The 12,299-nt window shown below is 36.5% G+C and carries 9 protein-coding genes; 5 read left to right on the top strand and 4 right to left on the bottom strand.

Annotated elements, in window-relative coordinates; all coding sequences use genetic code 11:
• Window positions 1-57 precede the first annotated feature (57 nt).
• Window positions 58-555, top strand: a complete 498-nt coding sequence (locus M2R48_RS11410) for an Lrp/AsnC ligand binding domain-containing protein (RefSeq protein WP_004821915.1) — start codon at window positions 58-60, stop codon at window positions 553-555.
• Between the two features lie 50 nt (window positions 556-605).
• Here the strand turns inward: M2R48_RS11410 and putP are convergent, their stop codons facing one another.
• Window positions 606-2,111: a sodium/proline symporter PutP gene (gene putP / locus M2R48_RS11405; RefSeq protein WP_034617251.1), complete on the bottom strand. Its 1,506-nt coding sequence runs from the start codon at window positions 2,109-2,111 to the stop codon at window positions 606-608.
• 374 nt (window positions 2,112-2,485) lie between these two features.
• On the opposite strand from putP, the gene aspA reads away from it, so the two are divergent.
• Both aspA and M2R48_RS11395 read left to right on the top strand, forming a co-directional pair.
• Complete coding sequence (gene aspA / locus M2R48_RS11400) at window positions 2,486-3,937, top strand: aspartate ammonia-lyase (RefSeq protein ID WP_262086195.1); 1,452 nt, start codon at window positions 2,486-2,488, stop codon at window positions 3,935-3,937.
• 144 nt (window positions 3,938-4,081) lie between these two features.
• On the top strand, window positions 4,082-5,083 hold the full coding sequence (locus M2R48_RS11395) for a DUF4349 domain-containing protein (protein WP_262086194.1): 1,002 nt from the start codon (window positions 4,082-4,084) through the stop codon (window positions 5,081-5,083).
• Window positions 5,084-5,137: 54 nt separating this feature from the next.
• Here the strand turns inward: M2R48_RS11395 and M2R48_RS11390 are convergent, their stop codons facing one another.
• Entirely contained in the window at window positions 5,138-5,839 is a 702-nt protein-coding gene (locus M2R48_RS11390; protein WP_262086192.1) for an SIR2 family NAD-dependent protein deacylase, read from the bottom strand.
• Window positions 5,840-6,010: 171 nt separating this feature from the next.
• On the opposite strand from M2R48_RS11390, the gene M2R48_RS11385 reads away from it, so the two are divergent.
• The gene (locus M2R48_RS11385; protein WP_262086191.1) at window positions 6,011-7,906 is read left to right on the top strand and encodes a cytoplasmic protein; all 1,896 of its coding nucleotides are present in this window, start codon (window positions 6,011-6,013) and stop codon (window positions 7,904-7,906) included.
• Window positions 7,903-9,933 (top strand): DUF4034 domain-containing protein, encoded by a 2,031-nt coding sequence (locus M2R48_RS11380; protein ID WP_262086190.1) that lies wholly within the window; start codon window positions 7,903-7,905, stop codon window positions 9,931-9,933. The genes M2R48_RS11385 and M2R48_RS11380 overlap by 4 nt, the downstream gene beginning before the upstream one ends.
• A 138-nt stretch (window positions 9,934-10,071) precedes the next feature.
• Here M2R48_RS11380 and M2R48_RS11375 read toward each other — a convergent pair whose 3' ends face one another.
• Together M2R48_RS11375 and M2R48_RS11370 are read right to left on the bottom strand one after the other, a co-directional pair.
• Window positions 10,072-10,407 (bottom strand): hypothetical protein, encoded by a 336-nt coding sequence (locus tag M2R48_RS11375; protein WP_004821903.1) that lies wholly within the window; start codon window positions 10,405-10,407, stop codon window positions 10,072-10,074.
• Window positions 10,408-10,516: 109 nt separating this feature from the next.
• The gene (locus M2R48_RS11370) at window positions 10,517-11,815 is read right to left on the bottom strand and encodes an MFS transporter (protein ID WP_151803078.1); all 1,299 of its coding nucleotides are present in this window, start codon (window positions 11,813-11,815) and stop codon (window positions 10,517-10,519) included.
• Window positions 11,816-12,299: the final 484 nt, after the last annotated feature.

Here is a 12,299-nt window from a genome sequence, read left to right as displayed (position 1 = left end):
ACAGAATATTTGGTGAATAACTCACTATAATTTGAATAATATTTAGAGAATTATTCTATGGAAAGTGCTTATTTAAGCTTGGATCGTATAGATATTCGGATTTTGGACATTTTGCAAAAAGATGGAAAAATTTCCAATATTAAGTTGGCTGAAAAAGTTAATTTATCGCCCACAGCTGCGCTTGCTCGGGTGCAGAAATTGACAGGGGAAGGATTTATTTTAGGCTATGAAGCAAAGCTAAATCCGAAAATGTTAGGTGCTAATTTTGTGGTATTTGTTGAGATTCTTTTAGATAAAACCACACCCAATGCTTTAGATGCTTTTTCAGATGCCATCGTACAATATCCAGAAATTATGGCATGTCATATGATCAGTGGCGGTTTTGATTTTTTAGTGAAAATTCGATGTGCTGATATGGAGGAGTTTCGTCGTATTTCAGGGCAGGTACTCTGGCAATTGCCTGGTGTAAAGGAAACACGTAGTTATCCAGTGATGGAAGTGATTAAAGACAGCTCACAATTACATTTAAATTTTAAAGCGAAAGTAAAGAAATAGAAAAGGGGCATGAATGCCCCAGCTCTAATGGTTTATTCAAACATGTGAATTTACATATTTTTCATTTCACGGTTATAAATTTGTTCAGCATTTTCAAAACGATCAATTACTTCTTTTTCAGGCGCTTTGTCCATTAAGCTGACCACAATGATGCTGATGAAAGAAAGCACAAAGCCCGGCACGATTTCATATAAACCTGTATGCGCCATGGTGTTTTTCCAAACAATTACTGTTACAGCACCGACAATGATACCGATCAATGCCCCATTTAAAGTCATACGCTTCCAGAACACAGACAATAAAATAAGCGGACCAAATGCTGCACCAAAACCAGCCCATGCATAAGCCACTAGACCAAGTACCTTACTTTCTGGGTTAAATGCCAAGATGATTGCAAGTACTGAAATGGCTAAAACCATTAAACGACCGACCCAAACCAACTCGTTTTGTGAGGCTTTTTTGCGAAGAAAAGATTTATATAAATCTTCAGTCAAGGTGCTTGAGCATACCAAAAGCTGACAACTTAAGGTACTCATGACAGCGGCTAAAATAGCAGCTAAAACAACACCAGCAACCCATGGATTAAATAAGATTTTGGTTAATTCCATAAACACTGTTTCTGGATTTTTTGCCACAATTGCAGCTGACGGAATATCAGGATGTGCTTGGAAATACGCAATACCCACGTAACCTACAGCAACAGCGCCCGCTAAACATAGAATCATCCACGCCATACCAATACGACGAGCATTAGGAATGGTTTTCACTGAATCTGCTGCCATAAAACGGACTAAAATATGCGGTTGTCCAAAATAGCCTAAGCCCCATGCCATTGATGAAATGATGGCGATAAAACTAACCCCTTGGAACATATTTGCTGCATGTGGACGTGCGGCTTCAATCAATTGATTGACATGTTGTAAATCACCGACTGCCAAGAAAGTCATAATCGGTGCCAACAACAATGCAAAAATCATCAAGCCCGCTTGAAATGTATCTGTCCAACTGATGGCAAGGAAGCCACCAATACACACATAACTGATGGTTGCAATCGCACTGACCCAAAGAGCAGTGGTGTAGTTCATAGCAAAAATACTTTCAAATAAACGTGCACCTGCCACCATGCCTGAAGCACAGTAAATACCAAAGAAGATTAAAATGACCAGCGCAGAAATGATACGGATCACTTTCTTTTTATCACCAAAACGGCTGGTGAAATAATCTGGTAATGTTAATGCATTATTTTGTATTTCAGTATGGACACGTAAACGGCCTGCGACCAAATACCAGTTGAGCCAAGCACCAATAATGAGCCCGATTGCGATCCATGATTCAGATAATCCAGTCAGGTAAATTGCGCCGGGAAGACCCATGAGTAGCCAGCCACTCATATCCGATGCACCCGCTGAAAGTGCAGTGACAAAACTCCCTAAGCTTCGACCTCCCAAAATATAATCTGAGAAATCGGTGGTTTTTCTATAGGCATATAAGCCTATACAAACCATTGCAATGATATAAAAGATAAACGTGACAACTGTGGGGTTGAGTGAGTCCATATTTAATTCAGTCCTTGTGGAGTAAATCTCCAAGTTTTATTTTTTATCGCATAAGTTTCACGAGCGAATTCTTTCACACAACTAAAAAATATCGCTGTGATTTTTATAAGGTGATTGTGCAAGATTTATGTATCCGATTGTAACTTTAGATACAAATGCAAAAAATCAGCAATTTATATCCAAAAAAATTCTACTGGGAGTGTTTAGTGACAGCGGGATTATACTTTACGCAAAGTTACATTGTTAACGTTTAATTGATAATTCCATAAAATTGTTTATCGAAATGACATATTTTGCTAGTACAAAAGCCGAGGAGTAGGAATATTATTATAACTGCACAACTATAGTGCATAAATATATAATGAGCAGATCACATGGAAACGGTTCAACCTGAAGTTACAAGAATAGAAAAAGATTTATTGGGAAGTAAAGAAGTTCCTATAAACAGTTATTATGGCATTCATACAATCCGAGCTTTAGAAAATTTTAATATTTCTAAACATAGCGTCGGTGAGCAAAGCTTTTTTATCCGCGCTTTGGCTCAGGTCAAAAAGGCCTCGGCACAAACCAATTTGCAATTTAATAAGATCTCTGAAGAAATCAGTGTAGCGATTCAAAAAGCAAGTGATCAACTGATTGAAAATCCGCAAAATTGGAAAGATGCATTTCCATCAGATGTCTACCAAGGTGGTGCGGGGACATCAATTAATATGAACACCAATGAAGTCATTGCCAATATCGCGTTAGAATCTTTAGGTTATGCGAAAGGACGTTATGACATCATCCACCCAAATGACCATGTCAATAAATCTCAATCGACCAATGATGTCTATCCCACCGCATTACGTTTAGCAACTTACTATTCACTGGATTTGTTATTTGAAAAAATCAATAATTTGATTAGTTCACTGACTTTAAAATCTGCTGAGTTTCAGTATGTGCTAAAAATGGGACGGACCCAGTTACAAGATGCTGTCCCAATGACATTAGGACAAGAGTTTCATGCCTTTGCGACATTACTCAAAGAAGATGTTCGTCTAATTAAAAAGACCCGTGAACTTTTATTAGAAATTAACTTAGGCGCTACTGCGATTGGTACAGGGGTAAATACGCCACATGGTTATGCTGCGCAGGTCAATGAAAATTTAAAAGCCTTAACAGGTTTAAATTTAATTGGTGCAGAAGATTATGTTGAAGCGACCAGTGACTGCGGTGTATTTATTATCCTTTCAAGCACCTTAAAACGTTTGGCTGTAAAACTCTCTAAAATCTGTAATGACTTACGTCTATTAAGTTCTGGCCCAAGAACAGGTTTATGGGAAATTCGCTTACCTGAATTACAAGCTGGTTCATCGATCATGCCAGCAAAAGTCAATCCTGTGATTCCTGAAGTCGTCAATCAGGTTGCATTTAAAGTGATTGGCAATGATTTAACCATTACTTTTGCAGCAGAAGCAGGCCAATTACAGTTAAATGTGATGGAGCCTGTGATTGCGCTTACCATGAATGAGTCAATTGAGTTACTGATCAATGCGATTCAAACCTTGGATGAGAAGTGTATTCAAGGTGTGGTTGCCAATGAAAAAACCTGTTTTGATGCAGTGATGCGTAGTGTGGGAATTATTACCTTACTTGATCCAATTTTAGGTCATGCGAAGTGTGATGAAATTGGGAAGCAATGTATTGCTGAAAATAAAACCATTCAAGAGGTTGTACTTGAACAGGGTTTATTGAGCCAAGAACGTCTAGATGAAATTTTCTCTTTTGAAAATATGATTTCAGAAATTGCAGTACAACCCTATGAAGAAATCGATAAAGCGGGCTAACTGTTTAAATTGCACCTGTTGATCTATATATAAAAACTTTGATAAATACAGCATTTCGATGCTGTATTTTTATGCATGGTAAAAAAAGTAAAGTTTCTTTATAATTCAACAAAATTTAAAATCACCAACAAAAGTCAATAATCTATGAATAATAAACATTTAATTCTTGCCTTAAGCTTAGTACTTCTTTCAGGATGCGCCAAAAAGTCGGAACAAGCTGCTGAAAGTTCGGCGTCTGCTCAAGATGCACAAGTTGTTGCTCAGGATGCTGCACAAGCGGCTGATGCCGCAGAAAAAAGTACTGAGCAAGCAGCTGAAAATTCTGTTGATACCACACCTGTGACTGAACAAAAACCTGAAACTATTTTAAGTACCGATGTCAGTCAAGCAGAAAAAGCACGTCGTATGGTACGTGAAGCTCAGGTTAATTTCACAGCCAAAGATGTGGTGAAAACTGCTTTAGAAATTGATAAGCTCACTTTTCAAGCGGGCGGCTTTATAGAGCAGAAAAATATCAGTTTTGATGTACTCGATGTCAAAACACAAAAAATTGCGGATGGTAAAATCCGAGTTTTTGAAAAAGTTGATCCGCATGCAGAGATCATTGTCAGAGTACCGAGTGATAAAGCTGCGTTATATGTCAATCAGTTATTGCCTTTGATGTATTTTTTAAATCAACAACAATATTCTGCAAAGCGGTTTGAGTTAAAGCTTTTAGAAGAAAAAATCGGACAAACTCAAACTGTACCTAGTGATACCAAACAATCACAGCTGAATGAAATTTCCCGCTTAACCCAACTTGAAGTTCAAGATCGTGTGCGTTTTAGCACGATTAGTATTGCCATTAAACAACCCGCGATGGTGAGAGAAAGTCTGGATGTTGATGTTGCTGCTGTGGCACGCTTAAACGGTGATAGTTTTTGGAAACGTGCTTGGGAAGGTGTTCAATATGGCTGGCAATTTATTTTGGATTTATTGGTTATTTTAGTCACCATTTGGCCACTGTATTTACTGGTATTTCTTGGCTTGATTATTTATCGAGTGATTAAGCCTTTAATGAATAAATTATTCAATGATTCATCTTCGACTAAACCCTCTAAAGATGTAAAAAAAGATCAGATGAATTCCACAGATGACAATGCATGATTTTACTTAGTGCTATGCTGTAATTTTTAAAGCCAGTGCAATTGCACTGGTTTTTTAATGTGTTGTCAGTTTCTCAAAAAGCTGTTGCATCCCTTCAGTCGCACTCATTTTTAAACATTGGTATTGCTGGGGAACACGCTCATAACTGGCTTGCGGGTCAATATAATACGCATCACAGTGTTCTGGAATCTCGTGAATTAAACCTGCCACAGGGTAGACGGTCAATGTTGAGCCAATAACAATAAAAATATCAGCATCACGGATCATCTCTACTGCTTCTTCATACGCAGGAACAGCTTCACCAAACCAAACCACATGAGGTCGAAGTGGAAATCCTTCAGGACATTTATGTTGTTCTAGATCCAATTGCCAACCATCTATAGGATAGAACTCATTTGTGTACTGCGCATTAGGTTTAGAACTTTTAGCAAGGCGGATATTGCCATGTAAATGAATAACCTGTTGGCTTCCAGCACGTTCATGTAGATCATCAATATTTTGAGTAATTACAATGACATCAAAATATTGTTCGAGTTGAGCAATGGTATCGTGTGCTTGATTGGGTTGAGCATTGAGAATATGTTGACGTCGTTCATTGTAAAAACGTTGCACCAAGGCAGGGTTACGCCGCCAAGCTTCAGGTGTAGCCACCTCTTGAATATCATAATTCTCCCATAAGCCATTACTATCTCGGAAAGTGCTGATTCCACTTTCTGCACTCATTCCTGCACCTGAGAAAACTACAATTTTTTTCATAGGATAAACAATTAAAATTTTTAAAATCCTAACATAAATATTGTGAAATATGAGTGAAACGTATTTTCTTAGAATTAATTTGTTATAAAATAACAGCAAGTCATACTTCGATCATTTCGAATATTTTTTATAAAAATCAAATGCACTAGAAATAAGTCAAAATGGAACAGCATGGAAACACGTGATATTGTCAATGCCCCTGAAGTGAAAAAAACAATTGTAGAGCGTAGTCAACGCCGTAAAGATGATCCAGAAATTACTCAGTGGTTTGAAAAAAAATTCTTTGAATATGTGATTAAACAATTCAATCCAGTTTTTCATGTAAATTCGGTCTCTGCTTGGAAAATTTGTCAACTTCCACAGCCTATTCCTACATGGTTTTTGAACAAGCTTGAACAACAGCCAGAACATCAGATGTTGTATGTTGATCCTTTACATGAACAGATTTTGGAACTGGAAAAGCCCATTTTAGAGTTTTTAAATTCGCGTTTAAAAAGCAATTTAAAAGGCAAATTCATGAAAATGACCTATAAGCAAGTGTTAGACGCTTGGCATAAAGATCATGAAGCAATGAAAAAGCGTTTAGAAAAAGGGCAATGGGACAGCAGTGAACAGGCAATTGATGAGGTTTTAACTGTAAATACAGGCAAATTTATTGAAATTACGGCAACAGGAATGTTGTTGCGTAAGGAAATGGCATTTGAATCACGTTATATGCAGCACTGTTTAGGGCAGTTTAGCAACCTGATTGAACTGAAAGATGGCTATGGTGAATATTATGTAACGCAAAAAGAGCAGGGAATATTTCGTTATTTTAGCTTAAGGGATTCAAGCAATAAGCCACATGTTACCATCAGTTTAGAATGGGATGGTGAAGCATGGTGTATTGAGCAGATTAAAGGTAAGCAGAATCAAGCACCAGTTAAAAAATATGCAGATGATGTCTTATTATTTTTAAATCATATTCAACCAAATAATAATCACAACCCTGATTGTTTAAGTATGGGAATCGTCTATCAACCTGAGATAAATGAGGGTTCAACGGATCATGTCAATCAAGCCTTATATTTCTATTTTCATGAATTAGATGATCCTTGTAAAATTGAAACGCTGTTGATGAAAAATCAGCATCTATTGGCGCAATATGATCATCAAACCCATGTGATTCAGCATCTTTTGCTGGGACTAAATCGTCCAGAACATATCAGGCACCCAGTAGAAAAATATATAGAAGAGATCGTTGCTTATACAAAGCAAAAGCAAACTGAGAAAAAATTTGATTTAAAGGTCGAGCTAAGTCAAGCAAAGTCTAACAAATCGCTGTGGAGCGTGATCTTTAGGCCTTATTTCTGGTTGATTCAGACTTTATATGGTTTAAGCAAGATTCCATTGCTTGGTTGGATGATTAAAATTATCGTCTATATCATTGCTTTGCCTTGGATGCTGTTAAATTTAAAGCAGGATAATCGTAAGCAATGGATGCTTGCAACTGGTGATCTGATTTATTTTCGTAATCATATTCAATGGTATCAGGTGGATAGCTTAACGTTAGCGCATTTTGAACAGCATCCAGAAATATATAAAAAACATTTAAATCAATTGTTAAATATTAAACAGAAAAAAGCAGGTTCTAAAGAGAAACAGATTCGTTATTTTTTAAATCAATATTTTCAAATCGCTCAATTAGAAAATCTTTATTCAAGTAGTGAATTTGGTACTGCAAGTTATTTAAGAGATATTTTGGTGTTTAGCCATATTCAAAAAATATTTACTATACGGTTATTGGTGCAGTTCTATGAATTACAGGAATATGATGCATGGCAATATATTGTTGCTTCATCGAAGATTATTCAAGACTGTTGTTCTAGCTGGCAGGATATGGGCGAGAAATATGTCGCAGGGCGTGAGCTTTATTTGATGTTTAAACATTCAGATTTTGAAAATTATGATCGTTCTGCAAAGCAAGACTTACACTTATATCAATCCATATATCCCAATAATTGGTCACTTTATTCATGGAATATTGATTTATTCTCAACCCATAATAAAGACAAAGTAGCTGAATGATGATTAAATCTGAATATACCCATGAAGTATTTCGTAAAGATATCCATTGTCCGCAAGGCTTATTGGAAAATAAAAACTATGCAGAATTGGAAAATTTTTTCAATGTGTTATGGCAAAGTCGAAGTCATAAATCGCCGCAGCTTTGGGAAAATGAATGGTTTGATCAGCCCAAACAAATGTTTAAGGACATATTCTTAAATCACGGCATAACAGCATTAAAACATATCAATGAATGGCATTTGGCTTTTCCAGAAAGCTTTTTCCCTTATATTGTTCGTGTGCGTTATTGGGCTTTTTGGGCAGCTGAATATCGTGGGCAAGAATGGTCAAGCAATGTTACAGATGAAATGTGGGATTGTGCAAGAGAGGCGCAAAAGCAGTTGTATGCTTCTGCAATGCAAGCTTTTGCATTTAGTGTGGAGACATGGACAATTGCACTGCATTTATTAAATTCGACAGTTCACTTGGATGAACCTGAATGGTTTGCAGAGTGGATGCTTAAGCGTCGATATCCTTCAAATTTAGTTCATAAAATAAAACCTTCAGCCCAAGCAATGGCGCAAAAAAGTGGCTTAAATCAAGATTTAAAAATTGATTTACCCCAAGATGTGCCTCAACTTTTACAAAAATATCTAAATTTGAAAGAAGAAATTGATTTACCTCAAGCAGATGCCGCTTTTTGGTTAAAAATATTTATAGAAGAATCAGGTTTTGGCTTGCTTGCAGTAAGAGATTATTGCTGGTATCTCTTGCCACAATGGGGACACGATCATCAGGCCATTACTGATTTTGCTCAGTCGGATTGGTGTCAACATTTTAGCGAAATCGAAAAAAGTGAATTAAACTATATCGTGTGGTTTGATACACTTGATACAAGTTTTGATAAAGATCAGACACTTGAAATAAGAAAACATATCCAAAAAGCCCAAGCAATCTTAAAACGTCCCTTAACAGAACGTAATCGAGCAGTCATCTATTTAAAATTGGCATATTTCTATTATTTGTTAGATGAAAATGATCCAAGAATTTTATCTTGTTATCAAAATGCTGCAGATTATCCCGTATTCGATGAGTATGAGCTTGATCGCGCAATTTATTTTTGGCGACATAATGCTCAAGGTTCAGATTTTCTAGGTCGAATTGCATTGTCCAATCGGAAGCGTCTTGCCAGTGCTGCGGTTCTTTATGGATTTCTATGCCAACATGGTTGGTCTAGTGTTGAAAAAAATCCATTGGTTGCTCAATCTTGGTATGAACACGCAAAATTATTGGAAGCACCAAAAGCTTATCCTGAAGGTCGCTACTGTTGTTTTTACCGTGTCGCAAACAATTTTGATGATGATCTTGGCTATATTTTTACCATTGATTTATTACATCAAGGTGCAGATTTAGGTTTTGTATATTGTTGTTTTAGTGCAGGTTATATTCATGCTTTGGCTGAACATACCTTATATGATGTAAATCAAGAACTGTATTATGCAAAAAAAGCAGCAGACCAAGGTCATTATATTGCCATGTATAATATGGGCATACACTATCTAAATTTAAGTATGGATGAAAACCAATCTCAACCTAAAGAATATTTAAAAAAGAGCTTAGGGTATTTTGAACAGAGTCGATTAAGCTTAGAGAAGTCGCAACAAGATCATCGTTATATTAATTCTGATTTACTGAATGACCTGATTGATATTTATGTCACGCGCTTATTTAATTTTAGCTATTATCCTGAAATTGCAGAGGAAATGATTGCAGTTTTAAAAACAAAAGCACATAAACGCCATATTGCTGCAATGTGTGCGATAGCAAGACTACATTTTGATCTTAAAAATCGACCTCATTATTATAACTATGCTGAAGCAGTTAAATGGTGTCAGGCGGCTTATCTACAAGATCCAGAGCATGACCTTGTCAAAGAGGTTTTATATGAGATCATGGGAAATACCAAGCGCAGTATCAAAAAGTATAACCAAACAATTGCAAATATTGCTGCTTCAGACATACCTGGACGTCAAGATGTTTTAATTTAGTTGATTTTTATTGATTTATTATTAATACATAAAGTCTAAAGATTTGATCCCTCTCAATTTATAGTATCAAAATAAAGGCATAAAGCGCATGACATTTAGAAGGGAGAGTGGATTCTAATGTCATGATTTATTTTTAAATTATTCAATAAATTTGATTTGTTTAATGAAGTAAAAAGACTCATCTGCACTAGGACCAGCAACTCGATCTGCATTTTTTTCAAATTGAATATCTGCTTGGACCTTTTTTTCAATATATTGCTTTTTTAGAATTTGCCCGCCTGTTTCTTCATCATGGTCAAACCATGGTCCGCACTTTTGATTGCAGTATGCATAAATGGTTTTGCCTTGGGTATTTTTTAACAGCAAACCGTTGTCATCAACACCACCACCATTGGCCAGTATATAGTTTTGTGTTTTGGCATTGGCAAAATGACTGATTGAAATACAGGTAAGAATAAGCAATATTTTTTTCATCTTTTCCTCAAGATTTAATAAGACTTTATTGTATATACGCTGTTATTTTACAACAAATGGCATGTATTAAAAGAAAAGGTCTGTAAAAACAGACCTTAAAATACTGAGCTTAATGATCATGATGTAAATATTTCGGCTGTTTAGGGAGTTGCATGCTACAGAAAAGACAAATTATCAGCATGACAATCACGTAAACAAAGAAGCTGTTCTCATGACCAAGATCTTTTAACTTTAATGCTACAGCCGGAGCAGAACCACCAAAGATTGCATTACCGACAGCATAGGCAAAACCAACCCCCAAGGCTCGAATATGTGGCGGGAACATTTCTGCTTTAACTAAACCACTAATCGAGGTGTAGAAACTGAGTAACATCATTAAGAAGATCAGTAATAAGGTCACGATAAAAGCTGAACCACTAAAGTACGGCATCGCAATGACCATGACAGGATAGATAAAAATGGCACAGCTGCTACTAAAGAGCATCATTGAAGCACGACGACCGATTCGATCTGCCAGCATCCCGAACAAAGGTTGTGCACACATAAATACAAATAGGGCAATGGTCATCATATAGCCGACCGTTTTATCGGCAAAACCAAGGCTGGTGATATAGGTTTTTGAATATACTGTGATGATATAAAAACACAATGAACCCGCAGAGGTATAACCAACAACCAGTAGGAAAGTATTCCAGTTCTTGCTGAGTAATTCTTTTAAACTACCTGAACCCTCTTTTGCACTATCATCTTCAGATAAGGTTTCTTTTAAATGTCGACGTGCAAAGAATGAAAGAATGGCAACTACACCACCAATAATAAATGGAATACGCCAGCCACCATCCATTAATTGTTCTTTAGACATAAGGGCCAACATAATCACGCCTAAAAGGCTTGCTAAAAGTTGCCCACCAGACAGCGTGACGTACTGAAAAGAGGAATAGAATCCTCGTTGACCTTTTAAAGCAACCTCGCTCATATAGGTCGCAACAGTACCATACTCACCACCTACTGAAAGTCCTTGTAACAGACGTACAGCCAATAATAGAAATGGTGCTGCCATACCGACTTGATCATAAGTCGGGAGTGCTGCAAATAAAAATGAACTGATCGCCATTAATGTAATAGAAATGATCATGGATTTTTTACGTCCATAGGTATCGCCAATCCAGCCAAAAAGCCAACTGCCTATGGGCCGCATGAAAAAACTAGCAGCAAAGACGCCCCACACATAAATTGCTTTTGTGGAGTCATCCATATCTGGAGCGGTTAATGCATGGGTGAAATAGGTTGCGAATGCTGCATAAATATAGAAATCAAACCATTCCACCAAGTTACCAGAAGCAGCCCCAACGATAGCCATGACACGATTACGTTTTTCATGTGGCTGATATATATGTGTTTCTGTCATAAAATATCCTTATTATGCTGCTGCGATTTTTATGTCTTGAAAATGTGAAAAATCAAATTTTTTGCATTTCAAACTGTTTGGATTTTGCATTTTGATTTTAAGATTAAACGATTATACAAATACGGGATTGGTACAAAAAATACACAGCTTAATACAGCTATATCTATAAATTAACGCACGAATGTTCTTGTTTTAATTTGCGTAATATGAGAATTTATTGCTTAATTTTATGTTGTAAAAATGAAAAAAATAAATAATTATCAAACTTGGTTTTAGATAAATTTGCTTATGATTTAAGTTAAATAGGGTCTGTTGACATTTCATAAATGGCTTGCGTTGTAGACTAAAATTGAGCAGGCAAGGCATGAAACGAAGAGAATAGCGAGACTATTTTCGAGTTTCATAACGTAGGCTGAGATAATTTTAGCCACAACCCTGAGCAAGAACAAAGCACTGCTTTGTTTGCAGCGCAAGGCGCAGCGGG

Origin of the sequence: Acinetobacter sp. I-MWF, assembly GCF_025433935.1 — a bacterium.
GTDB lineage: Bacteria > Pseudomonadota > Gammaproteobacteria > Pseudomonadales > Moraxellaceae > Acinetobacter > Acinetobacter guillouiae.
Note: the sequence above shows the minus strand (reverse complement) of the source record. Positions and strands in the feature narration are given on the sequence as shown.

Excerpts from the sequence above, each read along its gene's own strand:
- M2R48_RS11410 (WP_004821915.1), top strand. The coding sequence starts at position 58 with ATGGAAAGTGCTTATTTAAGCTTGGATCGTATAGATATTCGGATTTTG.
- putP (WP_034617251.1), bottom strand. The coding sequence starts at position 2,111 with ATGGACTCACTCAACCCCACAGTTGTCACGTTTATCTTTTATATCATT.
- aspA (WP_262086195.1), top strand. The coding sequence starts at position 2,486 with ATGGAAACGGTTCAACCTGAAGTTACAAGAATAGAAAAAGATTTATTG.
- M2R48_RS11395 (WP_262086194.1), top strand. The coding sequence starts at position 4,082 with ATGAATAATAAACATTTAATTCTTGCCTTAAGCTTAGTACTTCTTTCA.
- M2R48_RS11390 (WP_262086192.1), bottom strand. The coding sequence starts at position 5,839 with ATGAAAAAAATTGTAGTTTTCTCAGGTGCAGGAATGAGTGCAGAAAGT.
- M2R48_RS11385 (WP_262086191.1), top strand. The coding sequence starts at position 6,011 with ATGGAAACACGTGATATTGTCAATGCCCCTGAAGTGAAAAAAACAATT.
- M2R48_RS11380 (WP_262086190.1), top strand. The coding sequence starts at position 7,903 with ATGATGATTAAATCTGAATATACCCATGAAGTATTTCGTAAAGATATC.
- M2R48_RS11375 (WP_004821903.1), bottom strand. The coding sequence starts at position 10,407 with ATGAAAAAAATATTGCTTATTCTTACCTGTATTTCAATCAGTCATTTT.
- M2R48_RS11370 (WP_151803078.1), bottom strand. The coding sequence starts at position 11,815 with ATGACAGAAACACATATATATCAGCCACATGAAAAACGTAATCGTGTC.